Annotated in this window: 24 protein-coding genes; 12 read left to right on the top strand and 12 right to left on the bottom strand. The window is 74.0% G+C overall.

The genetic code is table 11. The features are described 5' to 3' along the window. Positions 1–273 precede the first annotated feature (273 nt). A complete protein-coding gene (locus ABZ321_RS19900; RefSeq protein WP_354893087.1) occupies positions 274–1,788 on the top strand; it encodes a GGDEF domain-containing protein in 1,515 nt (504 codons plus the stop codon). A 9-nt stretch (positions 1,789–1,797) separates the two neighbouring features. After that, entirely contained in the window at positions 1,798–3,012 is a 1,215-nt protein-coding gene (locus tag ABZ321_RS19895; RefSeq protein ID WP_344502668.1) for a sigma-70 family RNA polymerase sigma factor, read from the top strand. Here ABZ321_RS19895 and ABZ321_RS19890 read toward each other — a convergent pair. Next, positions 2,993–3,343: a MarR family transcriptional regulator gene (locus tag ABZ321_RS19890; RefSeq protein ID WP_344502806.1), complete on the bottom strand. Its 351-nt coding sequence runs from the start codon at positions 3,341–3,343 to the stop codon at positions 2,993–2,995. The two genes, ABZ321_RS19895 and ABZ321_RS19890, sit on opposite strands and share 20 nt — an antisense overlap. 154 nt (positions 3,344–3,497) lie before the next feature. Here ABZ321_RS19890 and ABZ321_RS19885 point away from each other — a divergent pair, with 154 nt between their 5' ends. Both ABZ321_RS19885 and ABZ321_RS19880 read left to right on the top strand, forming a co-directional pair. Further along, the gene (locus tag ABZ321_RS19885) at positions 3,498–5,285 is read left to right on the top strand and encodes an ABC transporter ATP-binding protein (protein WP_354893084.1); all 1,788 of its coding nucleotides are present in this window, start codon (positions 3,498–3,500) and stop codon (positions 5,283–5,285) included. 53 nt (positions 5,286–5,338) lie between these two features. Next, positions 5,339–5,578, top strand: coding sequence for a hypothetical protein (locus tag ABZ321_RS19880; protein ID WP_344502670.1), 240 nt, complete (start codon positions 5,339–5,341; stop codon positions 5,576–5,578). 336 nt (positions 5,579–5,914) lie between these two features. On the opposite strand, the gene ABZ321_RS19875 is transcribed toward ABZ321_RS19880, so the two are convergent. Together ABZ321_RS19875 and ABZ321_RS19870 are read right to left on the bottom strand one after the other, a co-directional pair. Further along, complete coding sequence (locus tag ABZ321_RS19875) at positions 5,915–6,280, bottom strand: DoxX family protein (protein WP_354893081.1); 366 nt, start codon at positions 6,278–6,280, stop codon at positions 5,915–5,917. 1 nt (position 6,281) lies between these two features. Further along, the gene (locus ABZ321_RS19870; protein ID WP_354893078.1) at positions 6,282–7,100 is read right to left on the bottom strand and encodes an NAD(P)H-binding protein; all 819 of its coding nucleotides are present in this window, start codon (positions 7,098–7,100) and stop codon (positions 6,282–6,284) included. A gap of 81 nt (positions 7,101–7,181) precedes the next feature. Here ABZ321_RS19870 and ABZ321_RS19865 point away from each other — a divergent pair, with 81 nt between their 5' ends. After that, positions 7,182–7,679 carry a MarR family transcriptional regulator gene (locus ABZ321_RS19865; RefSeq protein ID WP_344502673.1) on the top strand — a complete coding sequence of 166 codons (498 nt, stop codon included), beginning with the start codon at positions 7,182–7,184 and terminating at the stop codon, positions 7,677–7,679. A 22-nt stretch (positions 7,680–7,701) separates the two neighbouring features. Here ABZ321_RS19865 and ABZ321_RS19860 read toward each other — a convergent pair whose 3' ends face one another. Genes ABZ321_RS19860 through ABZ321_RS19845 form a run of 4 tightly spaced genes read right to left on the bottom strand, consistent with a single transcriptional unit; the run spans position 7,702 to position 11,446 of the window. Further along, entirely contained in the window at positions 7,702–8,670 is a 969-nt protein-coding gene (locus tag ABZ321_RS19860; RefSeq protein WP_354893075.1) for a glycoside hydrolase family 88 protein, read from the bottom strand. 1 nt (position 8,671) lies between these two features. Further along, a complete protein-coding gene (locus ABZ321_RS19855; RefSeq protein ID WP_344502675.1) occupies positions 8,672–9,109 on the bottom strand; it encodes a nitroreductase family deazaflavin-dependent oxidoreductase in 438 nt (145 codons plus the stop codon). A gap of 36 nt (positions 9,110–9,145) precedes the next feature. Continuing rightward, positions 9,146–10,477 carry an AI-2E family transporter gene (locus ABZ321_RS19850; protein ID WP_344502676.1) on the bottom strand — a complete coding sequence of 444 codons (1,332 nt, stop codon included), beginning with the start codon at positions 10,475–10,477 and terminating at the stop codon, positions 9,146–9,148. A gap of 60 nt (positions 10,478–10,537) precedes the next feature. Then, the gene (locus tag ABZ321_RS19845; RefSeq protein WP_354893072.1) at positions 10,538–11,446 is read right to left on the bottom strand and encodes a hypothetical protein; all 909 of its coding nucleotides are present in this window, start codon (positions 11,444–11,446) and stop codon (positions 10,538–10,540) included. Positions 11,447–11,683: 237 nt separating this feature from the next. On the opposite strand from ABZ321_RS19845, the gene ABZ321_RS19840 reads away from it, so the two are divergent. Next, on the top strand, positions 11,684–11,965 hold the full coding sequence (locus ABZ321_RS19840) for a DUF3040 domain-containing protein (protein ID WP_344502679.1): 282 nt from the start codon (positions 11,684–11,686) through the stop codon (positions 11,963–11,965). A 173-nt stretch (positions 11,966–12,138) separates the two neighbouring features. Here the strand turns inward: ABZ321_RS19840 and ABZ321_RS19835 are convergent, their stop codons facing one another. Then, complete coding sequence (locus ABZ321_RS19835) at positions 12,139–12,948, bottom strand: NAD-dependent protein deacetylase (RefSeq protein WP_344502680.1); 810 nt, start codon at positions 12,946–12,948, stop codon at positions 12,139–12,141. A 91-nt stretch (positions 12,949–13,039) separates the two neighbouring features. Here ABZ321_RS19835 and secA2 point away from each other — a divergent pair, with 91 nt between their 5' ends. After that, on the top strand, positions 13,040–15,367 hold the full coding sequence (gene secA2 / locus ABZ321_RS19830; protein ID WP_344502681.1) for an accessory Sec system translocase SecA2: 2,328 nt from the start codon (positions 13,040–13,042) through the stop codon (positions 15,365–15,367). 61 nt (positions 15,368–15,428) lie between these two features. Here the strand turns inward: secA2 and ABZ321_RS19825 are convergent, their stop codons facing one another. Continuing rightward, complete coding sequence (locus ABZ321_RS19825) at positions 15,429–18,227, bottom strand: BTAD domain-containing putative transcriptional regulator (RefSeq protein ID WP_354893067.1); 2,799 nt, start codon at positions 18,225–18,227, stop codon at positions 15,429–15,431. A 126-nt stretch (positions 18,228–18,353) separates the two neighbouring features. On the opposite strand from ABZ321_RS19825, the gene ABZ321_RS19820 reads away from it, so the two are divergent. The 3 genes from ABZ321_RS19820 to ABZ321_RS19810 all read left to right on the top strand — a co-directional run bounded on the left by ABZ321_RS19820 (position 18,354) and on the right by ABZ321_RS19810 (position 21,401). After that, positions 18,354–19,418 (top strand): class I SAM-dependent methyltransferase, encoded by a 1,065-nt coding sequence (locus ABZ321_RS19820; protein ID WP_354893064.1) that lies wholly within the window; start codon positions 18,354–18,356, stop codon positions 19,416–19,418. Between the two features lie 91 nt (positions 19,419–19,509). Beyond that, a complete protein-coding gene (locus ABZ321_RS19815) occupies positions 19,510–20,916 on the top strand; it encodes a ferric reductase-like transmembrane domain-containing protein (RefSeq protein WP_354893061.1) in 1,407 nt (468 codons plus the stop codon). Then, positions 20,916–21,401, top strand: a complete 486-nt coding sequence (locus ABZ321_RS19810; RefSeq protein WP_344502685.1) for an FMN-binding protein — start codon at positions 20,916–20,918, stop codon at positions 21,399–21,401. Before ABZ321_RS19815 ends, ABZ321_RS19810 begins: the two co-directional genes overlap by 1 nt. A 4-nt stretch (positions 21,402–21,405) precedes the next feature. Here ABZ321_RS19810 and ABZ321_RS19805 read toward each other — a convergent pair whose 3' ends face one another. Together ABZ321_RS19805 and ABZ321_RS19800 are read right to left on the bottom strand one after the other, a co-directional pair. After that, positions 21,406–21,885: a GNAT family N-acetyltransferase gene (locus ABZ321_RS19805; RefSeq protein WP_354893057.1), complete on the bottom strand. Its 480-nt coding sequence runs from the start codon at positions 21,883–21,885 to the stop codon at positions 21,406–21,408. 12 nt (positions 21,886–21,897) lie between these two features. Further along, on the bottom strand, positions 21,898–23,949 hold the full coding sequence (locus ABZ321_RS19800) for an ABC transporter ATP-binding protein (protein WP_354893054.1): 2,052 nt from the start codon (positions 23,947–23,949) through the stop codon (positions 21,898–21,900). Positions 23,950–24,077: 128 nt separating this feature from the next. Between ABZ321_RS19800 and ABZ321_RS19795 the strand changes: the two genes are divergently transcribed. Both ABZ321_RS19795 and ABZ321_RS19790 read left to right on the top strand, forming a co-directional pair. Further along, the gene (locus tag ABZ321_RS19795; protein WP_354893051.1) at positions 24,078–24,596 is read left to right on the top strand and encodes a type 1 glutamine amidotransferase domain-containing protein; all 519 of its coding nucleotides are present in this window, start codon (positions 24,078–24,080) and stop codon (positions 24,594–24,596) included. A 215-nt stretch (positions 24,597–24,811) separates the two neighbouring features. Next, a complete protein-coding gene (locus ABZ321_RS19790) occupies positions 24,812–25,855 on the top strand; it encodes a hypothetical protein (protein WP_354893048.1) in 1,044 nt (347 codons plus the stop codon). A 38-nt stretch (positions 25,856–25,893) separates the two neighbouring features. Here ABZ321_RS19790 and ABZ321_RS19785 read toward each other — a convergent pair whose 3' ends face one another. Continuing rightward, positions 25,894–26,556, bottom strand: a complete 663-nt coding sequence (locus tag ABZ321_RS19785; RefSeq protein ID WP_354893045.1) for an SDR family NAD(P)-dependent oxidoreductase — start codon at positions 26,554–26,556, stop codon at positions 25,894–25,896. Positions 26,557–26,565 lie beyond the last annotated feature (9 nt).

The raw sequence follows: 26,565 nt of genomic DNA, 5'->3' as shown, positions 1-26,565 counted from the left end.
TCCCACACCGGGGTGCCGCCGCGACGCGGCCCAACGGACGGGATCCGCGGGTCGGCCGGGCGTCCGCCGCCAGCCGTCCGGCCGGTGCCGGCGTCACCGTTCCGGGCGTCTGGGTGCGTCTGGGTGCGTCCGGGTGCGTCCGGGAGGTGGATCATCCGTCCCGCTCACCCCGGTCGATGGTACGGATATGAACCGTGCCACGTTTCGCGCGGTTCCGGCCCGCCGCGCCGATAGGACAGCGTCGGACCGGTGACGCGACGGGAGGTGTGGCGCATGCGTTCGCGTGAGACCGTGGTCGTCGCCGTCCTCACCGCCGCCCTGCTCGTCGTCGTGCTCCAGCACCCCGGTGCCTCGTACACCGGCTGGGCGACGTGCGTGATGACCTTCGGTGTCGGGCTGCGCTGGCTCCAGTCGGCGGTGCCGGCGCGCGGGCGGATGCGGATCGGGCTGCGGCTGCTCGCCGCCGGGTTCATGGTCTGGTCCGGCGGTCAGCTGGCGTGGCTGGCCGACGCGCCGCAGCTGGCGACGGCGACGTTCAACACGGCGATGCTGCTGATGGCGGCCGGCGCGGCGTGGATGGCGGCGACCCGCCGCCTCGGCTCGGTCCGCGCCGTCCTCGACGGGCTCATCATGGCCACCAGCCTGTGCTTCATCAGCTGGGCCGTCGCGCTCGGGCCGCTGTACCGGGCGAGCGACGGCGGGACGGCCGCGTTCAGCGCCGCCACGTACCCGCTCGGCGACGTGCTCATCGGCAGCATCACCCTGCTGATGCTGTACGAGACCCGCGGACCCCGCCGCCGTTCTGTGGCGATCGCGGCGGCCGGGCTGCTGACCGTGTTCGCCGCCGACACCGCCTACGCCTCGCAGGTGTTCGCCGGCACGTACCGGCCCGGCGGCCCCACCGACCTCGGCTGGTTCCTCGGCTTCGCGATCGTCGGGATCGGCGCGCCCCGGGCCGACGAGATCGACGGCACCGTCTCCATGGTCACCGAGGAGCGGACCTGGGACCACCTGCCGTACCTGCCGTTCGGGGCGGCGCTGTGCGTCGGCGTCGGCGAGCTCGCGCTGCGCGGCGGCCGCGTCGACGGCGTGCTGTTCCTGCTCATGATCCTGATGACGGTGCTGATCCTGGTCCGGCAGGTCCTCGCGCTGCGCGACAACCGGCTGCTCAACCGGCGCCTCGCGGAGCTCGTCGACGACCTGCGCCACCGCGCCTACCACGACCCGCTGACCGGCCTGCCCAACCGGGCGCTGCTGCTGGACACCCTGGAGCGGCGGCTGGAGACGGGCCGGCCGGTGGCGCTGCTGTACGTGGACCTCGACGGCTTCAAGCCCGTCAACGACACCCACGGCCACGAGGCCGGCGACCGGGTCCTCGCCACGATCGCGGCGCGGCTCGCCGAATGCGCCGGCGACGAGGTCGTGGCGAGGATGGGCGGCGACGAGTTCGCGCTGCTCGTCCCGCCGGCCGCCGCCGAGGACCTGGCGGCGGCCGTGATCGCCGCCGTCGGCGTCCCCGTCCCCATACCCGGCCCCATGCCCGGTCACGGCCACGGCCACGGCACCATGGTCATCACCGGGGCGGGCGGCGGCAGCCCCGATCCGGCCGCCACGGTCACCGTCGGGGCGAGCGTCGGGATCGCCGTGGGCGGCACCGGGGCCGGCGACCTGATGCGCCACGCGGACGTCGCCATGTACGCGGCGAAGCTCCGCGGACGCAACCGTGCGGTCACATTCACGCCGCGGCTCGAACCCATGGCGCCGCTGACGACGGCGTCTGCCGCATAATCGGCGGTCGTGGACGTTCGCGACACGGTCGAGGCGGTCTTCCGGATCGAGTCGGCCCGGCTCGTCGCCGGGCTGGCCAGGATCGTGCGCGACGTCGGCCTCGCCGAGGAGCTCGCCCAGGACGCGCTGGTCATCGCCCTGGAGCAGTGGCCGGTGCGCGGCGTGCCCGACGATCCCGGCCCGTGGCTGATGGCGACGGCGAAGCACCGCGCCGTCGACGCGCTGCGCCGCCGCGCCAACCACGACCGCAAGCTCGCCGTCATCGGCGTCACCGACGTGACCCTCGACGAGGAGCCCGACGTCGACGACCACGTGCGCGACGACCTGCTCCGCCTCATCCTGACCGCCTGCCACCCGGCGCTGACCACCGAGTCGCAGGTGGCGCTGATCCTGCGGACGCTGGGCGGGCTCAGTACCGCCGCCATCGCCCGCTCCTTCCTGACCACCGAGGCGACCGTGTCGCAGCGGATCCTGCGGGCCAAGCGGGCCCTCACCGGCGTCGCGTTCGAGCTGCCCGCCCCCGCGGAGCTGCCGGCCCGCCTGACCGCCGCCCTCGGCGTGATCTACCTGATCTTCAACGAGGGCTACTCGGCGTCCGCCGGCGACGACTGGGCCCGCCCGCAGCTGTGCGAGGAGGCGATCCGGCTCGGCCGGGTCATGGCCGGGCTGCTGCCGTCGGAGCCGGAGGTGCACGGGCTGTGCGCCCTCATGGAGTTGCAGGCCGCCCGGATCCCGGCGCGGACGGCGGCGGACGGCTCGCCGGTGCTGCTCATGGACCAGGACCGGCGGCGGTGGGACCGGCTGCTGATCCGCCGCGGGCTGGCGGCGCTGTCGGCGGCGGAGACCCTCGGCACGCTCGGGCCCTACGGGCTGCAGGCCGCGATCGCCGCCTGCCACGCCAGGGCGCCGCGCCCCGCGGACACCGACTGGGACCGCATCGTCGCCCTGTACCGGCTGCTCGCTCACGTCGCGCCGTCCGCCGTGGTACGGCTGAACCTCGCCGTCGCGGTCGGCATGGCCTCCGGCCCGTCGGCGGGGCTGGCCCTGCTCGACGAGCTCGACGGCGCCCTGGCGAACTACCCCTACCTGCCGGCGGCCCGCGGCGACCTGCTCGAACGCCTCGGCCGCCACGAGGAGGCCCGGGCCGAGTTCGCCCGGGCGGCGGCCCTGACCCGCAACGAGCGCGAGCGGAGCCTGTTCCTGGCTAGGGCCTCAGCGTCCTGAGGATCCGCCCGAGGGTCTCGCGGTCCTCGGCGTCGAGGCCGGCGAAGAAGCGCTCGGCCTCGGCGTGCCGGGCGGCGCGGATCGCCTCGGCGGTCGCCTGCCCGGCGTCGGTGAGCGCGACCAGGGTGGCGCGCCGGTCCGCCGGGTCGGGGCGCCGCTCGACCAGGCCGCGCTCCTGCAGCCCGTCGACGACCTCGGTGGTCGAGCGCGGCGCGATCCGCAGGTGGTCGGACAGCTCGCTCAGGCGCATGACGCCGTGCCGCATGAGCACCGCCACCGCGCGCGACTGCCCGGGCGTGATCCCGATCGGCTCGAGGGTCTCGTGCGTCATGTGCCGCAGGCGGCGGGCCACGCTCCAGAACACCTCGGCGAGACTCTCGTCACCGGACCGGTCGGCATCTTTCACGGGAATACGGTAGCAGGGGTTGGTGTTGCTGCCTCATAGTGAGGTAACCTCACCATTACCCGAAAGAAAGCGAGCCCCCTTGGAACCCCAGCACCGGACCCGGCCGCCGCGCGAGATCAGCACCGCTGACAAGGCCCGCGCCAAGAACGTCTCCCTGACCCGCATCGGCCGCCTCTTCACCGCACACCGCGGCCCCCTCGCCACGGTCGTCGCCATCATCGTCGTCTCCTCCGCGCTCGGCGGGGCGACCCCGTTCCTGCTCCGCGAGGTCATCGACGTCGCGCTCCCCCGGCGCGACACCACGCTGCTCGCCTGGCTCGTCGCCGGCATGGTCGGCGTCGCCGCCGTCACCTCCGCGCTCGGCGTCGTGCAGACCTGGATCTCGACCAAGGTCGGCCAACAGGTCATGCACCGGCTGCGCACCGACGTGTTCACCCACCTGCAGCGCCAGTCCGTCGGGTTCTTCACCCGCACCCGCACCGGCGAGGTGCAGTCCCGCATCACCAACGACATCGGCGGCATGCAGAGCGTCGTCACCTCGACCGCGACCTCGGTCGCGTCCAACCTGACCACCACCGTCGCCACCGCCGTCGCCATGGCCGCGCTGTCGTGGCGGCTGTCGCTGGTCTCCCTCATCGTGCTGCCCCCCGCGATCTACGTGACCCGCAAGGTCGCCGGGATGCGCCGCGACATCACCGCGCAGCGCCAGCGGGAGCTCGCCGACCTCAACGTCACCATCGAGGAAGGTCTCTCCGTCAGCGGCGTGCGCCTCAGCAAGACCATGGGCGCCGGCGCCGCCGTCGTGGACCGGTTCACCGCCTCCTCGACCCGGCTCATCGACCTGGAGCTGCGCTCCGAGCTCGCCGGCCGCTGGCGGATGGCGTCCATGAACATCATCTTCGCGGCCATCCCCGCCGTCATCTACCTCAGCGCCGGCCTGCCGCTGACCGCCGGCTCGCTGAGCATCGGCACGCTGGTCGCGTTCACCGCGCTGCAGTCCGCGCTCTTCCGGCCGCTCATGGGCCTGCTCGGGGTCAGCGTCTCCATCGCCAGCAGCCTGGCGCTCTTCGCGCGGATCTTCGAATACCTCGACCTGCCCGTCGAGGTCGACGACCCCGCCGACCCGGTGCCGCTGCCCCGCGCCAGCACCCGCGGCCACCTGCGCTTCGAGGACGTCACCTTCACGTACCCGGGCAGCGACGCCGCCGCCGTCGCCGGGGTCAGCCTCGACGTGCCCGCCGGCACCTCCCTCGCCCTCGTCGGCGAGACCGGCTCCGGCAAGAGCACGATCGCGTCGCTCATCGCCCGCCTGCACGACCCCACCGGCGGCCGGATCACCATCGACGGCGTCGACCTGCGCGACGTCCGCCTCGCCGACCTCGCGGCGGTCGTCGGCGTCGTCAGCCAGGAGACGTACCTGCTGCACACCACCATCCGCGAGAACCTGCGCTACGCGAAGCCCGGCGCCACCGACCTCGAGGTCGTCGAGGCGGCGAAGGCCGCGCAGATCCACGACCTCATCACCCGCCTCCCCGACGGCTACGACACCATGGTCGGCTCCCGCGGCTACCGCTTCTCCGGCGGCGAGCAGCAGCGCATCGCGATCGCCCGCACCCTGCTGCGCGACCCGCGCATCCTCGTGCTCGACGAGGCCACCAGCGCCCTGGACACCGAGACCGAGCGCGCCGTCCAGCGCGCCTTCGACACCCTCGCCGAGGGCCGCACCACGATCACCATCGCCCACCGCCTCTCCACCGTCCGCGACGCCGACCAGATCCTCGTCGTCGACCACGGCCGCGTCGTCGAGCGCGGCACCCACACCACCCTCCTCCAGGCCGACGGCCACTACGCCGCCCTCTCCGCATAAATTCGGTGACATCCCCGATGCGCGCACCGCCCCGGCGGGCGCACATTGGATGCATGGGTCGATTCCTCGCAGCGGCCGCCGCCGTCATCGTCGGGCTGTTCGTCGTCGGCGCGCTCGCCATCTGGCTGTTCAAGGTGCTCATGAGCGTCGCGTTCTACCTCATCGTCGGCGCGGCCGTGGTCGGCGGAGGCATCTGGCTCTACAACAAGGCCCGCCGCGGCCTGAGCAGCGGCGGCCGCAACCAGCGCCGCATCGAGGCCTTCCTCGCCACCCGCCGCGGCCGCATCCGCTGACACCCGCCGCACGCCGGTGCGCGCCGCCGCTCCGCTGGGTGCGCCCTCACCGACGCGCGGCTTGTGCCGCCCCGCATCCGCCTGCTCCCGATGTACGGCCTGGGTCGCCGCGCGGCCGAGCCCTGTCCGCCACGCGGCCTCGGGCCGCCAGACCCCCCGGCTCTGACCCGGCGCAGGGTCGGGTCGCCGCCCGGCCGGGGGCTGGCCGATACGCAGGCTCGGGCCGCCACGCGGCCGGGGCCGGTCGACGCGCCGGGCGCAGGCCGACGCGCAGGGCTCAGGCCGACGCGCAGGGCTCAGACCGACGCGCAGCCGGGCCGGCCGACGCGCGGGGTGCTAGCCGACGTGCAGGGTCGGGTCGAGTGCCAGGGTCGTCGCGGCGAGGGCGAGGAAGCCGATCGCCAGGGCGAACTGGGCGGACAGGTCAGCGGCCCGCAGGTGCGTGTACACGGCGCAGACGAAGAACAGCACGAGGCCCGCGGCCGCGGCGGTGCCCAGCACCGCGGGACCGGCGAGACCGGCGAGCAGCCCCACGGCGCCGGCGAGCTTCAGCACGCCGATCGGGAACGTCAGCCACGACACCGGCACGCCCGCGGCCGCCATGCCCGGCAGGATCGGCCTGAAGCGCAGCACCGCGCAGGTGCCGGAGAACAGGTTCGCCGCGGCCGTGACCAGGGCGACCGTGACGTATGCGGCGCTCATGTCAGAACGCGTCCGCGTGGTCGGCGACCCACGTCGCGAACGGGGTCGCGGGGCGGCCGAGCACCTCGTCCACCACGCCGGTCGGCGGGTGCTGCGGGGCGGCGAGGTGGCGCTCGTAACGCTCCATGAGCGCCCCGGCGAACCGCTCCGGCAGGCCGGCGACCGTCAGCCGCCACGCGGCGACCTGGGCCGGCACCTCCTCGAAGGTCAGCGGGCGGCGCAGGACCGCGCCGATGGTCGCGACCTGCTCCCCGTGCGTCAACGACTGCGGGCCCGTCAGCTCCAGCACCCGCCCGGCCAGGGTGTCGTCGCGCAGCGCCCGCGCCGCGACCTCGGCGATGTCGCGCTCGTCGACGAGGGACTCCTCGAAGGCGCGGAACGGGTACCGCACCGTCGCGCCCGCCCGGACCTGCGGCCCGAACGCGCGGGCGGTGTTGCCGGCGAACGCGGCGGGGCGCAGGCACGTCCAGGCCATGCCGCTGTCCCGGGTGGCGAGGTCGAGCTCCTTGTTGCGGTCGCCGGCGTACCGCGACGGCTGCTGGTCTTCGGGGTCGCCGACGTTCATCGCGGTGAGCGCGACGACCCTGCGGACCCCGGCGGCGCGCGCGGCGGCAAGGATCTCCGGCGCGTCCTCACCGGCGACCCGCGGGTGCAGGAACAGTCCGGTGGCGCCCGCGAGGCCGTCGCGGACGGTGCGGACGCAGTCGGCGCCGGGCAGCGGGGCGCCGCGGGTGACGGCACGGACGGGCTCACCCGCGTCGGTCAGCGTCCGCAGCAGGTGCCGGCCGATGGCGCCGGTCGCGCCGGTAATGAGGATCATGAGGGTCCCTCCCGGGTATCGTGTCATCGACAACCGATATCGTATGGATCTCATAATATTTGGGTCCGGGATCGAGATGGTATGAGTTCCGTATCACAGTCGCGTGACAACCGGCAGCGGCGGCGCTCGACGACCGCGATCAAGGAGTCGCTGCGGGAGCTGTCGATCCAGCTGTCGCTGCTGAACCACCAGGTCGGCGGGCGGCTCGGGGTCAAGGACGCCGACTTCGACTGTCTCGACCTGATCAACCGGCACGGCCCGATGAGCCCCAGTGCCCTCGCCCGCCGCGCCGGTCAGCACCCGGCGACGATGACCGGCGTCCTGGACCGCCTGGAGCGCGCCGGCTGGATCACCCGCGAACGCGACCCCGCCGACCGCCGTGCGGTGCGGGTCCGTGCGCTGAAGGAGCGCAACGCGGAGATCTTCGGCCTGTACGCGGGGATGAACGAGGCCATGGACGACCTGTGCGCCGGCTACGACGAGGCGCAGCTGGCGCTGCTCGCCGAGTTCCTCGACCGCGCCACCACCGCCGGCCGCCACGCCACCGACGCCCTCGCCGAGGGGCCGTCAGACGGGTGACCGGGCCGCCGGCCCGGGGGCGTCAGACGGGAAGGCGGGCCGCCGCGGCCTGAGCCATCAGGTAGAAGGACTGCGCCTCGGCGGAGGTGCCGGGGCGGTCGAACACGGGGGCGCCGCACACGCCCGTGACCAGGCCGTCCGGGGTGACCAGCGGCGCGGCCGCGGCGATCAGCGACCGGCCCACGGCCGCGTAGGACGGCGGGAGCCAGCCGTCCGCGACGCCGGTGCAGGTGGTGTACGCGAGCATCTGCGCGACGTTCGCCTCCGGGAACGACGCGGGGTCGTCCAGGACGTTGCCGAACAGGCCGTCGGGGCGGCGCAGCGCCAGGCACGCGTCGACGATCTCCCGGGCGTGGCCGGCCAGGGCGGGCTCCAGCGACGGGTCGTGGCGCAGCGCCCGGGCGATGCCGGCGGCGACCCAGCCGCTGCCGGTGCCCCAGTGCTCCGGCCCGGTGAGGGCGGCGGTGTCCTCGTCCCAGCGGGCCGCGTACAGGCCGCCGCTGCACAGGCGCTCACGATGGCCGGCGACCTGCCGGACGGCCTCGCCGGGGTGGCCGGCCGCGGCGAGCAGCGGCACCACCATGTAGACCGTGTCGGCCCACACCTCCCGGGAGCCGATCACGTGGAAGAGCGTGCCGTCCGCGGCCCGCGGCGCCCGCGCCAGCAACCAGTCGAGCTGCGCCGCCAGCGCCGGATGGGCCGCCACCGCCCGCGCGCCCGCCGCCGGGTCGTCCGGGGCGGGCCGGCCGATGAGGGCCTCGCCGCAGGCGGCGCCGTTGACGGAGCCGGACTCCTCCCCCACCGTGCCGAGGCGGCCGTCGGGACTCTGGTGCACGACCGCGTCGAGGGCGAGCAGCCGCGCCAGGTCCGTGTGGCCGAGGTCGAGCAGGGCGTGCGAGGCGACGCCCTGCTCCCACGAGTGACGCTGCATGGCCAGCAGCGCGAACAGCACCGGATGCTGCCGGGAGGGACCGGCGGCGGGGTCGGTCAAGTCAGCTCACGGGGGTGAGCACGAAGACGGGGATCTCCCGGTCGGTCTTGGTCTGGTAGCTGTCGTAGTCGGGCCAGGTCTCGTTGGCGCGCTTCCACCAGGCGGCACGCTCGTCGCCGGTGACGAGCCGGGCGGTGTAGTCCTTGCGGACCGGGCCGTCCTGCAGCTCCACCCGCGGGTGCGAGACGAGGTTGTGATACCAGACGGGGTGCTTCGGCTGCCCGCCGGCGGAGGCGACGACCGCGTACTCCCCGTCGTGCTCGATCCGCATCAGCGGGTTCTTGCGGATCTTTCCGGTCTTGGCGCCGAGCGTGGTGAGCAGGATGATCGGCCGGTCGCGCAGCGTGTTGCCCTCGGCGCCGTTGGTCCGCTCGAACAGCTGGGCCTGCTCGTTGGCCCAGTCCGCGGCGCCCGGTGCGTACTCTCCGGTCAGCGGCATGTCAGCTCCTCCTGGGTGGTCGGTGCGCGACCAACCCTACTCGCGCGAGCGGGTGCTCCCGGAGGTTTCCGCGTCCGGCAGGTCCTCGCCCGGCGGGGGCGGGGTGGGCTCGGCCGGCTCGGACGCGATCGGGCCGCCGTCGGACTCGTCGGAGGGCTCGGTGCCCGGTGGCTCCTTGTCCGGTGTCGGCTCGCCGTCGGGATGGTCGACGAGGTACCGGATGGCGGTGTTGCCGACCGCCAGCAGCGGCACCGCGACGAGCCCGCCGACGATGCCGGCGGCGACCACCCCGGTGGTGATCGCGAGGATCACCGCGAGGGGGTGCAGGGAGACGGCCCGGCCCATGATGAGCGGCTGCAGCACGTGCCCTTCGAGCTGCTGCACGGCGATGACGATGGCGAGGACCAGCAGCGCGTGCAGCGGGTCCTTGGTGACGAGGGCGACGAGCACGGCGACCGCGCCGGACAGGGTCGCGCCGACGACGGGGATGAACGCGCCGAGGAACACCAGCGCCGCGAGCGGCAGCGCGAGGGGGATGCGCAGGATCGCCAGCCCGATCCCGATGCCGACGGCGTCGACGAACGCGACGAGGACCGTCGCCCGCACGTACGACACCAGCGTGAACCACGAGTAGTGCCCGGCGCGGGCCGCGGGCAGCCGCGCGGGGCGGGGCAGCAGGCGGCACAGGAACTCCCAGATCTGCCCGCCGTCGCGCAGGAAGAAGAACAGCGTGAACAGCACCACGAAGAAGCCGGTGAGGACCTCGCCGAGTGTGGTGGCGGTGGTCAGCGCCCCGGAGGTGAGCGCGCCACGGTTGGTCTTCAGCTGGTCGCCGAACCCGGCCATGGCGCTGTCGACCTGCTCCTTCGACACGTGCAGCGGGCCGCGGGCGAGCCAGTCACGGATCTCGTTGACGCCCCCGGCGACCTGTTCGGAGAGGCTGTCGAACTGGGCGATGAACGTCTGCACGATGACGCCGAGCCCGCCGAAGACGATGACGAGCCCGGCGACGAGCACGATCCCGGCGGCGAGCGAGCGGTGCACGCCACGCTTGCGCAGCGCGGCGGCGGCGGGCTCGAGCAGGGCCGCGAGCAGCAGGGCGACGACGACCGGGATCACCATCAGCCGCAGCGCGCCGATCAGCCGCAGCAGGAGGTACGCCGCGAGGATGAACAACACGATCCGCCACGCCCACGCGCCGGCGACGCGGACGCCGTGCGGGATGCCGTCGTCCACTGTGGAACGCTGGTCGACGACCAGGACGTCGCGGTCCGGGACCTCGCGGCGGAACTCGGGGACCACGCCGGTGCGGCGGGCCGTCGTCAGCCGCGCCCTGGCACGGTCGGACACTTGCGCGATCCAGGTCATGCTGGTCGCTGTACCCCTCGACGGGCATCGCCAATCGAGGGGTTTCAGCCAGGTGTCAGATCACTTGACCTTGTCGTAGCGGGCGAACGTGTCGTCGGACTCGCCCTGCGTGCGCCACACGTCGGAGACGCAGGTGTACGTCACGGGGTCGAGGTTGGGCTCGAGGTTGATCGTGCCGGCCTTGCGGCCGTCGACCGAGATGACGACCGACGACGTGCTCTCCTTGCCGGCGAACTCGATCTTCCGGTCGACCGTCTTGACCTGCCAGTCGGTCTTGCCGGAGAACGTGGCGTTGATCGTGCGGCCCTTGTCGTCCTTGCCGCTGTACACGGTCTTGGTGTCGTCCTCGACCGCGGTGCCGTCGGCGTTGATCGTCCACTGCTTGCCGCCGCCGGTCATCTTGACCTTGCCGATGCCCTCGCGCTTGTCGATGTCGGTGCCGCCCAGGTCGACGATCTTCTGGTAGCTGGTCTGGTTCCACTTGCCGACCAGGCAGGCGTCGACCGGGCCCGACTGGGACGCCGACGCCGCGACCGTGGGCCCGGCCGCGGGCTTCTTGTCCTGGTTCAGCGCGACGACGACGATCGCGACCACCAGCACGACGACCAGGACCCCGCCGATCGCGAGGATCGGCACGAGCCGGTTGCTGCGCGACCGCGGCGGGGCGGGCAGCGGCGTCGACGTCATGTACGGACCGGGCGCCGCATACGGGTTGGCGGGCGGTCCGCTGTACGGCGCGGCGGAGTTGGGCGCGATGTTGTACGGCTGCGCCGAGTACGGCTGGTTCGGGTACTGCGGCTGCTGCTGCGGGTACGACGGCTGCTGCGGCTGCTGAGGCTGCTGCGGGAACTGCGTCGTGTGTTGCGGGTACTGCGGCTGCTGCCCCTGCGGCGGGTACTGCGGACCCGGCTGCGGGTACTGCGGCTGCTGCCCCTGCTGCGGGTGCTGCCACTGCTGCGACGGATCCACGATCGTCCTCCCCGATGCCTGACGTGTTCGCCGTAGAGAATCGCACACCGGACATCAGCTCGCAGGTCGCCAGAAGTGACAAATGGGGCATTTGCCTGTTCAGGCAGCAACCCCGCAGGCTGGGAGTTTCTCACTGGCGCCGATCGACCGACCCTAAACCCGCCGAAGTGTGTGACCATCGAGCGGAGCGGGTACACGTCGCGCACCGGGCAGGCCCGTCGGAGGAGGTTGAGCATCATGCTCAGCGAGAGCGAGCAGCAGCGGCTCGCGGACATCGAAGCCGCACTGCGCAATGACACGCGGTTCGTCAACGGGTTCAACCGGGCGATGACCCGCCGCGTCACACCCCGTCGCATCACCGCGGTCACCATCGCCGTCGCCGGAGTCCTCGGCGTCGTCGTGGGCCTGGCCGCCACCAGCGTCGCGGGCACCGTCCTGGCGATCTGCGCCGTCGGCGTCGCCGGAGGCGTGTGGACCTGGCGCCCGCCACACCGGTCAGATCCCCCCGTCACCCCATAACCGTCTCCGCACGCGCACATCGACCCCCGAAGGCCCGCCGGCCGTCGGGGGTCAGTGCACCGCGCGCAGACTTTGTCCGGTGTTGCACCCGATCGCCCGGATCAAGGTCCGCTGAACGCCGGCCGGCGGTGTGGTCGCCCTCCTGATCGTCGTCGCGGCGTCAGTACGAGGGGTCAGGCGGCCAGCCCGGCCAGGTGCGTCAGGGTCTTGCCGAGCGGGGCGTCCACCAGTACAGCTGCCAGGTCGTCGCTCTTCGTCGGCCCCTGGTTCACGATGGCGATCGGCACGCCCAGCTTCGCGGCCCGGATCACGAAGCGCCGCCCGGACAGGACGGTGAGCGACGAGCCGAGCACCAGCAGCGCCGCCGCCCGCTCCACGAGCGCGAACGCCGCCTCCACGCGCGGCATCGGCACCTGCTCGCCGAAGAACACGACGTCGGGCTTGAGCATGCCGCCGCAGTCCTCGCAGCCGACCGTGACGAAGTCCGCCGCCTGCTCGTCGGTCAGGTCGACGTCGCCGTCGGGGTTGATGTCCCCGCCGGCCTGCGCATAGGCCGGGTTCGCGCCGCGCAGCCGCCCGTCGAGGGTCGTGCGGGCGGTCACGTCGCCGCAGTCGAGGCAGACCACCCGGTCCAGGCCGCCGTGCAGCTCGATTACCGGATCCGCGCCGCCGGCCTGGTGCAGGCCGTCGACGTTCTGCGTGACGATCCCCGTGACCAGGCCGCCGCGCTGCAGCCGGGCGACCGCGCGGTGCCCGTCGTTGGGCGACGCCTCCGCGATCGTGCGCCAGCCCAGGTAGCTGCGCGCCCAGTAGCGCCGCCGGGCCACCGGGTCGCCGGTGAACGTCTGGAACGTCATCGGCGACGCGTTTCGCTGCAGCCCGCTCGGACCGCGATAGTCCGGAATGCCCGACTCCGTCGACAGCCCGGCGCCGCTGAGGACGACCACGCCACCGCCTTCGACGAGCCTGCTCAACTGTTCCACTCCACGATTGTCGCTCGGCTTCCCGGTGGCGCCGCCAAGTGACGGTGATGGGGCGCACATGTCCGGCGGGCGGGGACGTATCGTGGGGGCCATGGGTTTGGTGAGCAAATTCAACGCGTGGCGTCGCAAGCTGCAGGAGCAGCCCGGCACCACGATCGACCTCGAGCCGATGCGGGCACTCCTGCCGGAGATCGAGGAGCGCGAGGCCGAGCTGTCCGAGCTCACCGACGACGAGCTCCGCGCCGCCGCCACGGCGCTGCACCAGCGGGAGGACCCGCAGGACTTCGTCGAGGCGTGCGCCCTCGGCCGGGAGGCCGCGAAGCGCGCCCTCGACGAGCGCCCCTATGACGTGCAGCTGCTCGGCGCCCAGGTGCTCCTGGCCGGGCACGTCGTCGAGATGGCCACCGGTGAGGGCAAGACCCTGACCGCCGCGATCGCCGCCGCCGGCTATGCCGCGCAGGGCCCGGTCCACGTCATCACGGTCAACGACTACCTCGCCCGCCGCGACGCCGAGTGGATGCGCCCGGTCTACGAGCTGCTCGACCTGACCGTCGGCTGGGTCAACGAGTCCTCGACCCCCGAGGAGCGCCGGGCGGCGTATGCCTGCGACATCACGTACGTCTCCGTCAGCGAGGCCGGCTTCGACCTGCTCCGCGACAGCATCGTGACCGACACCGAAGACCGGGTGCACCGCGAGTTCGGCACCGTCATCATCGACGAGGCCGACTCGATCCTCATCGACGAGGCCAAGGTCCCGCTGGTCCTGGCCGGCTCGACCATCGACGAGAAGGACTCGCCGGTCGCGATCGCCGAGATCGTCAGCGGACTGCGCCGCGACCACGACTACGAGGTCGTCGACGAGGGCCGCACCGTGCATCTTTCAACGTCCGGCCTGGCGAAGGTCGAGGCGCTGCTCGACCTGGACCTCTACGCCGCCGAGCACATGGACTCGCTCACCGCCGTCAACCTGGCGCTGCACGCCGAGGCGCTGCTGGTCCGCGACGTCGACTACATCGTCCGCGACGAGAAGGTCGAGCTCATCGACGAGTTCCGCGGCCGGGTCGCCCAGCGGCGGCGCTGGCCCGACGGCCTCCAGGCCGCCGTCGAGGCCAAGGAGAAGATCCGCAGCAGCGGTGGCGGCACCGTCCTGCAGACCATCACCGTCCAGGCGTTCCTCACGCAGTACAAGAAGATCTGCGGCATGACGGGCACGGCCCTGCCCGTCGGCGACCAGCTCCGCGAGTTCTACAAGCTGGAGGTCGCGGTCATCCCGCCGCACCTGCCCAATGTCCGCAAGGACTGGCCCGACCGCGTCTACGCCTCCGCCGAGGAGCGCGACATCGCCGTCGTCAACGAGATCGTCGCGATGCACGCCACCGGCCGTCCCGTCCTCGTCGGCACGCTCAGCGTCGCGGAGTCCGAGCAGCTCGCCGCCACCCTCGCCGAGGAAGGCGTCGAGTGCGTCGTGCTCAACGCCAAGAACGACGAGAAGGAGGCCGGCATCGTCGCGGAGGCCGGCTCGTTCAACGCCGTCACCGTCTCCACCCAGATGACCGGCCGCGGCGTCGACATCCGCCTCGGCGGCAGCGACGAGAAGGACCGCGAGCGGGTCGAGGGCCTCGGCGGCCTCTTCGTCATCGGCACCGCCCGCAACGACAGCCGCCGCATCGACGACCAGCTCCGTGGCCGCGCCGGCCGCCAGGGCGACCCCGGCGAGTCCATGTTCTTCGTCAGCCTCGAGGACGAGCTGATCGAGCGCTACGGCCCCGAGCCCATGCCGATGGGCAAGGCCGACGCCGACGGTGCCATCGACGACGAGGACGTCCGCTGGGCGATCGGCTCCGCCCAGCGCGTCGCGGAGACCGTCAACCTGGAGATCCACCGCAACACCTGGCGCTACAACTACCTGCTGGACCAGCACCGCCAGCTGCACGCGAAGCGCCGCGAGGAGCTCCTCACGACCGATGCCGCCGGCGAGCTCCTCGCCGAGCGCGCCCCCGACCGCTACAACGAGCTGGCCGAGGAGCTGGGCGAGGAGGCGGTGCTCCACATCGCCCGCACGATCGCCCTCTTCCACGCCGACTCCGCCTGGTCGGAGCACCTCGCCGACATGAGCGAGCTCCGCGAGGGCATCCACCTGCGCGTCCTCGGCGCCCAGGACCCGCTCGACGAGTTCCACCGCGAGGCGATCCCCGCGTTCCGGGGCCTGCTCGCCGAGATCGACGACCGCACCGTCAAGGAGTTCGAGGAGCTGGAGATCGACGGCCCCGACTGGGAGCCCGCCGACGCCGGCCTCGTCCGCCCCAGCGCCACCTGGACCTACGTCGTCAGCGACAACCCCTTCGGCTCCGAGATGGAGCGCTTCTTCGCCGGCATGGTCAAGCTGTTCCGCAGCGGCAAGGGCGTCAAGAAGGGCTGACCCGCGTTCCACGGTCCCCGCGGCCGCCACCGGTTCCTTCCCGGTGGCGGCCGCCACTGTTTCAGGCCGGCAGGTGGCGCAGGGCTTCCGCGGCGGCCTCGTCCGCGGTCCGCAGGCGCCCCCGCTGCCACGCCTCGTCGGCGGTGTCCGCCGGCAGCCGGAGCCGCACCGCCGCGAGCGCCTGGGCGAGCCGGGAAGCCTCCGCGCCGTACACCCCCGACGGCACGTCCAGCGCCCCGGCGAGCTCGACCGCGGGCACGTCGCGGCCCGTACGCGCGAACAACACCACCAGATTGCGCAGCGCGATGATCAGCATCGGCCGGCCGCCGGTCGTCCGCCAGTGCCTGATCGCGTCGGCGAACAGGGCGAGCGCCGGCTCCGGCGGCCCGTGGCGGCCGCGCAGCGCGACCATGGCCGTGCGGGCGACGCCCATGACGAACCGGCCGCCGACCGCCGTCGCGAGCCGCAACGACTCGTCGAGCGCGGCGATCGCGGCCGCGGGGTTGCCGTCGCCGTGGGCCTCGGCGAGGGCGAAGAGCGCGAACGCCGTCGCGGACGGGTTGCCGGTGGCGCGGGCCGCCGCGAGACCCGCCTCGGCGGCGGGAAGCGCGGCCAGGTCCTGCCGGTACGCCAGCGGCAGCGCGAGGTTGGCCGCCGCGATCGCCTGCGCCGCACCGCCCGCGGGAAGCACGGCGACCGCCCGCTCGTACTGCGTGCTGGCCCCGTCGACGTCGCCCTGGATGAGGGCGATGTCGCCGAGCAGGTCCGCGGCGCCGGCGTGGCCCGCGTCGAGGGCCTCGCGGGCGATCCGCGCGGCCGTGGTGAAGTCGCCGTCGAGCCAGGCGGCGTACGCCGCGCCGGTCAGCACCCCGGGCGCCTGCCGGGCGGCGCGCAGCGGCAGCGTCAGCGTCGACCAGGCGAGCAGGTCGGCCCGCAGGTGCCAGAACCCGACGAACGCGACCGCCCCGGCGATCCGGGCCGCGAGCGCCGGCGCGTGCGTGCGCGACCAGTGCCACGCCTGCCGGGCGTCGTCCAGCGCGCCCTCGACGACCGCCACCCACGCGGCCTCGTCCGGGCCCGAAAGACCCCGGTCGGCCGCCTCGAGGAGGCCGGCGAAGTGGGTGGCGTGCCGCAGCCGCAGCTCCCGGTCGGCGGCCGGGTCGAGCAGTTCGGCGGCGTAGACGCGCAGGCTCGCCAGCATCCGGTACCGCCCGACGCCCGCGCTGCCGGGCCGGGTCAGCAGCGACCGTTCGGCCAGCATCGCGACGACGTGGGCGACCGAGCCGGCCGGCAGCGAGCCGTAGCCGATGACGGCCTCCGCCGCGTCGAGGTCGATCCCGGCGGCGAACACGTGCAGCCGCGCGAACGCGATCCGCTCCTGCTCGCCGAGCAGCCGCCACGACCAGTCGACGACCGCCCGCAGCGTCTGGTGCCGCGCCGGCCGGCCGCGCGGGCCCGCGTCCAGCAGGACCAGCCGCGCGTCGAGCCGCCGGCTCAGGTCGTCGACGGTGAGCGTGCCGGCGCGGGCCGCCGCCAGCTCGATCGCCAGCGGCAGCCGGTCGAGCGCCTCGCACAGCGCGCCGACCCGCGCCGCGAACCCCGGGTCCGTCAACGCCGCGAAGCCCGGGTCGGCGGCGGACGCGCGCGCCGTGAACAGCCGCACCGCGTCGGGGGCGGTGAGCGGGTCGACGACGTACACGCGCTCGCCCGGCAGCCCGATGCGCTCCCGGCTGGTCGTCAGGACCCGAAGGGCCGGGCAGTCCTCAAGCGACAGTCCGACGAGGACGTCGTGGACGGCGTCGACGAGATGCTCGCAGTTGTCGACGACCAGGAGCCCTTCGGCGCCGCGCGCCCACGCGGCGAGGGCGTCGGTGAGCCTCCCCTCGACGACGAGCCCGGCGGCCGCGGCGACCGCCGGCGCGACGGCGGCGGGGTCGCCGACCGCGGCCAGGTCGACCCACCACGCCGGCCCGCACGCCCGCGCGAGGCTGGTCTTGCCGACCCCGCCGGGCCCGACCAGCGTCACGATCCCACCGGCGCCGGCCTCGACGAGCGCGGCGACGGCGCCGAGGTCGGCGTCCCGCCCGATGAGCCCAGCGGTCCTCCGCGTCGGCGTTCCCGGCGTCGGTACCGTTGAAGCCCGGTCGCTCAGGAGCCGGCGCTGCAGGGCGAGCACCGCCGCCGACGGGTCGAGGCCGGTCTCGTCCCGCAGCCAGTCCCGGTGCGCCCGCACCGCGTCGAGGGCCTCGGCGGTCCGGCCCGCGGCGGCCAGCGCCGACGCGAGCGCCCGCACCGCCCGGTCGCGGCCCGGGTCGGCGGCGACGAGCGCGGACGCGGCGGCGACGGCCTCCGCGGTGCGCCCGAGGCCGGCGAGCAGCTCGACGCGGGTCTCCTCGGCGTCGCGGCGCAGCTGCGTGAGGCGGGCGGCCTCGGCCCTGGCGAGGTCGGGGAACTCCGCGTACGCCGCGCCCCGCCACAGCCCGAGCGCCGTGTCGAGCCGGACGAGCGCGTCGACGGCCGGCTCCCCCGGCCGCGGCGCCGTCAGCGCCACGAACTCCTCCGCGTCGACGCCGCCGGAAGGGACGTGCAGGACGTACCCGGGCGGCCTCGTCCTCAGGTGCCCCGCCGCCGCGCCCAGCGACCGGCGCAGCCTGGCGACGTACGTCTGGGCGGCGTTGCGGGCGTCGGGGCCGGTCGCGCCGGGCACGACGAGCGCGCCGAGCCGGTCGACGCCGAGGACCGCGGGGCGGCTCAGGACCAGCGCGGCGAGCACGGCACGCTGCCGCCCGCCGGCGATGTCGACGGGGCGGCCGTCGACGGTGACCTCCAGCGGTCCGAGGACTCCGATGCGCAGGCTCACGACCGGAGGCGGTAGTCGGCGCCCGGCGTCATGCAGTCACCTTCCAGGAATGGTTCACGGGTCTCGTACAGTTCACGTACTCCGGTTGTACGCGGTTCGACAGCCGGAGGGCTCAGCCTTGAGGGCATGACTGACACCGAGAGCCCGAACCTGACCGAGCGCCTCCTCGCGCAGCTGCTGGCCGGCACCGAGCTGTTCAGCGTGCACCTGGGCATCCAACTCGGGTTGTACCAGGTGCTGCACGAGCATCCCGGCGCCACCGACGCGGTCCTCGCCAAGCAGGCCGGGATCGCCGAGCGGTATGCCCGCGAGTGGCTGGAGCAGCAGGCCGCGGCCGGGTACCTGGAGTGCACGTCGCTTGCGGACCGGACGTTCCGGCTGCCGGACGGCACCGCCGACGTGCTGCTGGACCCGGCGCATCCCGCGTCCGGGGTCGGGCTCGTGACCGTGTTCGCCGGGGTGGCGCAGGCGGTGCCGGCGCTGGCCGAGGCGTACCGGACCGGCGACGGCGTCCCGTACGCCGACTACGGCCCGTTCACCCGTGACGGCATCGCGGCGATGAACCTGCCCGGCTTCCGGCACAGCCTCGCGCAGGAGTGGCTGCCGGCGCTGCCCGACGTGGTGCAGCGGCTGGCGCAGGCGCCCGCGGCCGGGGTGCTGGACCTCGGGTGCGGCGCCGGCGCGTCGACGCTCGCGCTCGCCGAGGCGTTCCCGCGGGCCGCGGTCACCGGCATCGACCTGGACGAGGCGTCGATCGCGGCGGCCCGGCGGGCCGCGGCCGACGCGGGGCTCGCGGACCGGGTGTCGTTCCTGCGGCAGGACGCGACGGCCGCGGCGGGCGACTACGCCCTCGTCACGATCTTCGAGGCGCTGCACGACATGGGCGACCCGGCCGGGGTGCTGCGGACCGTGCGAGGCCTGCTCGCGCCGGGCGGAGCGGTGCTCGTCGCCGACGAGCGGGTGGCCGACGAGTTCACCGCGCCGGCGGGTGAGGTCGAGCGGCTGCAGTACGCGTTCAGCGTCCTGCACTGCCTGCCGGCGACGATGGCGGAGGATCCGGTGGAGGCGGCCGGGACCGCGCTGCGCGCGCCGACGGTGGCCCGGTGGGCGGCGCAGGCCGGCCTGTCGTGCACGGTGCTGCCGATCGAGCACGACTTCTGGCGCTTCTACCGGCTGTCCGTTCTGGACTGAGTCCAGTGTGGACGGCCCTTGGATTAGGGCCGCTTTAAAAGCACCTGAAGGGTTTGGCCGCCGGCCCACGCGGTTGGTAAGACCGTCCCCGGTGGACATTCAAGGGGCACTACGAGAGCCAGTTCCAGGGGCGGTCATCCCGCGTGAGTTCCGCCGGCCGTACCGGCGCCGGCGCTCCGTCGACGCGTGGCGGGCGGTGACGATCGCCGCGTTCTGGCTGGGGCTGGTGGCGACGCTGCTGCCGTGGTGGTGGAACACGCCCGCCGGGTTCCTGCGCGACCCGGCGACGTCGCTGACGGCGGTGGGGCGGATCACCGGGCTCGTCGCCGGCTACGTCCTGCTGGTGCAGGTGCTGCTGATGTCCCGGGTCGCCTGGCTGGACCGCTGGCTGGGCGCCCGGGACCTGCTGCACTGGCACCGCGACCTCGGCGTGTTCGTCGTGGCCGCGGTGCTCGCCCACGCCGCGTTCACCGTCCTGGGGTACGCGAAGCTCGAACGCGTCGGGCCTGCCCGCGAGGTCGTCCGGTTGCTCACGGTCGACAAGTACACCGGGATGCTCGGCGCGTTCGTCGGCACCGGGCTGCTCGTGGCGCTCGCGGTCCTGGCGCTGCCGCTGCTGCGGCGCCGCATGTCCTACGAGGTCTGGCACCTGCTGCACCTCACGTCCTACCTGGTGCTGGTGCTCTCGGTCGGGCACCAGTTCGCGGTCGGGCAGGAGATGTCGGCGCCCGGCTTCTCGCGCGCCTTCTCGCTGGCGCTGTGGTGCGCGGTCGTCGGCGCGGTCCTCTGGGGTCGGTTGTTCGCTCCCGTACGGATGAACCTGCGGCACCGCTTCCGGGTGCGGTCCGTCGTGCTCGAAGGCCCCGACATGATCTCCATCTACATCGGCGGCGACCGGCTGCCGGAGCTGCGGGTCCGCGCCGGCCAGTTCTTCCGCTGGCGGTTCCTCGACGACCGCAACTGGTGGCAGGCGCACCCGTTCTCGATGTCGGCGGCCCCGAACGACGACTGGCTGCGGCTGACCGTGAAGGTCGTCGGCGACCACACCGCCGGCCTGCGCCGGCTGCGCCCCGGCACGCGCGTCTTCGTGGAGGGCCCCAGCGGCGACTTCACCGCCGACCGCCGCCGGCAGGCCCGTGCGCTGCTCATCGCCGGTGGCAGCGGCATCGGCCCGATCAGGGCGCTGCTGGAGGAGCTCCCGCCGCGGACGGTCGTGCTGTACCGGGCGCGCAACGCCGGCGAGCTGGTCTTCCGGGAGGAGCTGTCGCTGCTCGCCGAGGCGCGCGACGCGCAGGTCTGGTACGTCACCGGCGGCCGTGACGACCCCGGCCCGCGGCGCGCGTTCAGCCCGCGCGGGCTGCTCGAGCTGGTGCCGGACCTGACCCGCCGCGACGTGTACCTGTGCGGGTCGGCCGGTCTCGTCGACGCGTCCGTGGTGGCGCTGCGCCGGGCCGGGGTGCCGGCCCGCCAGATCCACCTCGACCCGTTCGAGTTCTGATGCGACGCATCGGCATAGCCGTCCTCGGCACCGGCGTGCTCACCGCGCTCCTGGTCGCGGTGAAGTCCCAGCTCCCGGCCGCGGTCCCGCCGGCCGCCGCCACCCGCCCGTCCGGCCCATCCACGGCCCACGCCCCGGCCGTCGCCTCCCAGCCCGCGCCGGGTGTCCGCGTCGTGGACCCGTCCCGGATGATGGACGGCTCCCACCTCGGCGCGGTCTTCACCAACCCGTTCGGGCCCGTCCAGGTCCGCGCCGACGTCCGCGGCGGCCGCCTCGTCGACGTGGTCACGGTGCGCCTCCCGACGGCCGCGGCCCGCGGGATCGAGATCGGCATGCGCGCGGCACCGGTACTGCGTGCGCAGGCCCTCGAACGCCAGAGCGCCGACCTCGACACGGTCTCGGGCGCCACCTACACCAGCGACGGCTACCGGCGCTCGCTGCAGTCCGCCCTCGACGCCGCCCGCACCGGCCGCCCCGCCGCCTGACCGGTCAGAGGGCGATCACCATCGACGGGTGGTCCACATCGCGGAAACCGAACCCGCGGTAGAGTTCGTAGCCCTCCTCGGAGGCGTGCAGCTGCGCCCGGACGACCCCGTTGTCCCGGAACCAGCCGAGCAGGGCCGCCACGCACGCCTTGGAGAAGCCGCGGCGCCGGTAGCCGTCGTCGGTGGAGACGTTGAAGACGTAGCCGCTCAGGCCGGTCGGGTTCGACGGGGAGCCGAGCCGCTCGTCGATGACGCCGACGGCGCACGCCGCCAGCCGTCCCGGTTCGCCGGGCCGGTCGACCACGAACGCCGCGGTCCGCGCGTCGTCGCCGGGCAGCCGCCGGCGCAACGAGCTTGCGGTCTGCTCGGCCCAGTCCCCCGGCTCGAGCACCACACCGTCCATCGCCTGGAACATCACCATCCGCAGCCGGACCAGCTCGCCGGCGTCGGCCGCGGTGGCCCTGCGGGCATGCACCTCGATCACGCCGCGAAGGTATCAAGCGGCCGTGTACCCCGTCGCCTGCAATGCGAACAGCTCCGCGTACGTGCCGCCGGCGCCGAGCAGGTCGAGGTGGGCGCCGTGCTCGACGACGCGCCCCTCGTGCAGGACGTAGATGTGGTCGGCGTGGCGGACGTTGGCGAGGCGGTGCGTGATGAGCACCGTGATCCGGTCGGGCGCGCCGGCCCGCAGCGCCGCGAACAGCGCGTGCTCGGCCCTCGCGTCCAGCGCCGCGGACGGCTCGTCGCAGATGAGCACCGGCGCGTCGCGGTAGAACGCCCGCGCGGCGGCGAGGCGCTGCCACTGGCCGCCGGACAGGTCCTGGCCACCGGCGAAGTTGCGCGACAGCAGCGTGTCGTAGCCGGCCGGCAGCCCGGCGATCATGTCGTGGGCGCCGGCCTTGCGCGCGGCGGCCTCGACCAGCCCGTCGTGCGTGTTCTCGCGCGGCTCGTCGTTTGTGCCGTCGTTCGTGCCGTCGCGCGGGCCGTCGCGCGGGCCGTCGCGCGGGCCGTCGCGCGGGCCGTCGCGCGGGCCGTCGTTCGTGCCGCCGCGCGGGTCGTCGTTCGTGCCGAGCAGGATGTTGCGTTCCGCGGTGAACGGCCAGTGCCAGTACTCCTGGCTGACCATCGCCACGTGCCGCCACGCGTCCTCGGGGTCCACGGTGGACAGCGGCGTGCCGTCCCACGACACGGTGCCGCTGTCCGGGTGGTACAGCCCGGCGATGAGCCGCGCGAGGCTGGTCTTGCCGGAGCCGTTCTCCCCGACCAGCGCGATCGTCTGTCCGCGGTGGACGGTCAGGTTCGCGCCGAGGACCGCGGGCGCGTCGGTCTCCGCGTAGTGCAGGGTGGCGTCGCGGACCTCGATGCTCGCCGGCGCCCGCACGGTCGCCTCCCTGGTCACGGGCGGCATCCGCTCGCCGGCGCGGGCCAGGAAGTCGGTGTAGTCGTTGAAGTACAGCCCTTCCTCGTAGACGCGGTTGACGTTGGTGACGGCGAGCGCGAGCGCGTTGCGGGCCGCCTGCAGCGCGAGCACCGCGGTGCCGGCCGCGGCGAGCGGCAGCCGGTGGTCGACGAGGAGCGCGCCGAGCGCCACGTACACCCCGAACGTCGCGACGCCGGAGAACACGCCGCCGACGAGCCGGGTCATCGTCTGGCGCCGGACGACCTCCAGCTCCGTCCTCGTCTCCGCGCCGGCCATGATGTCGTACTCGCGCAGGAGGAACGGCCGCATCGTGAACGCGCGCAGCTCCGCGGCCGTGGCCCGGTTCGCCATCAGGTCGGACAGCATCCACAGCCGGCGCCGGCGGCTGGTGCGCGCGTGGTTGCTGAGGTAGGCGAGGCGGGCCGCCCGCACCGCCGCCCACGCGGCCGGGACGCTGGCCAGCAGCAGCGCGCCGAGCAGCACGGGGTGCAGCAGCGCGAGGGTGACCGCGGTCGCGGCGAGCCCGGCGAGCCCGGCGGTGAGGTCGATCGCGCCGCGGGTCAGGAACTGCACCGCGAGCGACCCGCGGTTGCGGGCGCGCTCCATCTCGTCGGAGAACCCGGCGTCGTCGAACGCGGCCAGCTTGACCTGCGTCGTCAGCTCGAACAGCCGCCGCTCCGCGGTCGTGAGCACCTGCGGCTCGAGGCGCGCCTGCGCCCAGCCGGCGATGATCGACAGTCCGCTCCGCACGAAGGTCGCGGCGGCGACGACGACCAGCGACGGCACCGCCGCCCGGACCCGGTCCAGGGTCGGACCCGCGGCGAACAGCGCCTGCAGGACCCCTCGCGTCGCGAGCAGCCCGAACGCGGTCGCGACCCCGGCGAGCAGGTTGAACGCCAGCGCGGCCACGGTGTCGCGGCGGCTGGCCTGCCACGCGATCGTGACCGCCTGCCGGAGGACCGCCGGAAGACGCCGCGCCATCGCGCTGAACCGCACGCTGGCCAAGGCCACGCTGTGCGACTCCCACCACGACGCCTTGAGCTCCGGCAGCTGGGAGCTGCCGGAAGGGTGTGACGGCCGGGAACTGCCGGAAGGGCGTGACGCCGCGGTCACCGTCGCCTTGGCCATCGACCCTCCTCGACGTCTCGGTTCGAGGACAGCGGCGTCCCGGCGCCACGGGTGAGCCGTCACACGCTTGGGTGGTCGCGCAGCGGGTAGGCAACTGGGGAACGCGACACAGAAGGAGGATATCGACGATGAACGTCGCATTTCTGGTTGCCAAGGAGGGCATCGAGCAGGTCGAGCTCACGGAGCCGTGGAAGGCCGTCGAACACGCGGGTCACACGCCGCGCCTGGTCTCGCCCGAGCCGGGCCGGGTGCAGGCATACCACCACCTGGACAAGGCCGACGCGTTCGACGTCGACGTGACCGCGGCCGACGCCCGCGCCGACGACTACGCCGCCCTCGTCCTACCCGGCGGCGTCGGCAACGGTGATCTGTTGCGCTGGCAGCGACCCGCCGTCGGCCTCGTGAAGGACTTCGTCGCCTCGGGCAAGCCCGTCGCCGTGATCTGCCACGGTGGCTGGGTCCTCATCGAGGCCGGCGGCGTCGGCGGCCGCCGCGTGACGTCGTGGCCGTCGATGCAGACCGACTTCCGCAACGCCGGCGCCACGTGGGTCGACGAGGAGGTCGTCGTGGACGGCCCGCTCATCAGCAGCCGCAAGCCCGACGACCTGCCTGCGTTCTGCAAGGAGCTGGTCGAGGCCCTGGCCTGACCGCCACCGGCGAGGCAGCGGCATGCCACCACCGGCGAAGCCTTGGCATGCCACCACCGGCCGGCATGACCACCACCCGGCCAGCTGTGGCATGACCTCCACCCTGGCCAAGCGGGCATGGCCTCCACCCTGGCGGGCATGACCACGACCGGGCCGGGTCCGCGCGACCGCGCAGCCCGGTCGTGCCCGCCCCGGGGTACTAGAGTCGGCGGGCGATGCTGGACCTCACCCGGGAACTGATCCGCCGTCACGAGCGCGGGGCGGCCGGCCGGCACGACGTCTGGGTCCGCGCCGCGGCACGGGCGATCAGGCGGGCCGGCGACGCCCACGACGCCGCGGCGCTGCTGCCCTGCTTCCTCGACGACCCCGAGGCGCGCGGCGCGCTGCTGCCGGTGCTCGCGTGCCACGGCGACCGCTCCACCGCGGCGGCGCTGCTCGCCGTGCACGACCGCAACCCCGAGGTGCTGCACGTGGTCGGCTGGTTCGGCCACGAGCCGGCGACCCTCATCCTCTGGGACCACGCGCTGCAAGGGGACTGGGACGCGCAGTGCAGCGCGGTGCTCGGCCTCCTCCACCTCAGGTGCGACGGCATCGACGTGGCCGCGGAGCTGCGCCGGCACGAGGGCCGCGGACTGTTCCCCGAGCTGCTGCCCGCCCTCGCCGTGAAGACCGGCGACCCGTCGTGGGCGCGGCGGCTCCTCGACTGGGGGACGACCGGCGCCTCGACCGACTGCAACGGCGGGCTGCTCCTCGGCCTGGCGCTGCTCGGCGCCGCCGGCCGGGACGCGTTCGACCTGGCGCTGTGGAGCCCCGCGTGGGAGACGTGGTCGGGCTCGACGGGGACGGTCCGCTGGGCGGCGCGCGGCGTCCTCGCCACCGGGTGGGGCGTCGCCGGACTGCGGTCCCGCTTCGACGCGCACGTCAGCGCCGCGACCGACCCCGCCGACCGCACCAACGCCGTCCTCGTCCTCACCGGCGTCGTGGACCGCTGGCTCGACGACGAGTGGACCGGCCTGCACGCGGCCGTAGAGCCGCCGGAGACGAGGGAACAGGCGTTCCGGCTGCTGTTCGAGGGCGAACGGGCGCTGGACCGCCTCGCCGAGCGGCTGGTCGACGAGGCCGGGGACGGCGGCCGCACCGAGATCGAGCCGGGACTGCCGCTCCGGTTCGTCCTGCGGCAGGTGTACGACCTGCGCCGCCGCCTCGAAGACGCCGTCCACCACGAGGCGGACCTCGACGCCCGGACCCGCACCCCCTGACGCCACCGCGCGGCGCCGTCACGGGCGGTGCGGCACGGTCACCGCTTCAGGGTGCTCCGCGTGATCATCCGCAGGGCCCGGGCGGCGACGGACATCCTTCTCGGGTAGGACACCACGGGCCGGCGGGTGCGAACGGCCTGCATGAGCACGTCCACCGCACGGTCGACGCTGACCAGCATCGGCTTCGCGGCACCCTGGGCCATCTTCGTGTCGACGAACCCGAACCTGACCGCGGTGACCGCCACGCCGCGCGGGCGCAGCGCCGCCGACAGGCCGAGCAGGTAGGAGGTCAGGCCGGCCTTCGAGGCGGCGTACCCGGGCGCGTCGGCGGAGATGAGCACGTCGGCGAGGCTCGACAGCCCGATGACATGGCCGCGCCCGGCCGCGAGCATGCCCGGCACGACCGCCTCGACGGTCCGGGCCGCGCCGATCAGGTTCACCTGGAGCGCCCTCGTCTGCGCCGCGAGGTCCGCGGGGTCGAACATCTCGCCGACGCCGGCCGCGTACACGCACAGGTCCACCGGGCCGATCCCGGCGAGCACCGCGGGGAACTCGTCCGCGGTGACGTCCACGACGTGCTGCACGACGCCGTCCCGCGGGCTGCGTGACACGCCGGTGACGCTCCACCCCTCGGCGACGAGACGCTGCGTGAGCGCGAGTCCGATCCCGTCACTGTTGCCGACCACGAGGGCACGCTTCACCCGGCGAGC

The organism is Dactylosporangium sp. NPDC006015, from assembly GCF_040614215.1.
Lineage (GTDB): Bacteria > Actinomycetota > Actinomycetes > Mycobacteriales > Micromonosporaceae > Dactylosporangium > Dactylosporangium maewongense.
This window is presented reverse-complemented; position numbering and strand designations above follow the sequence as displayed.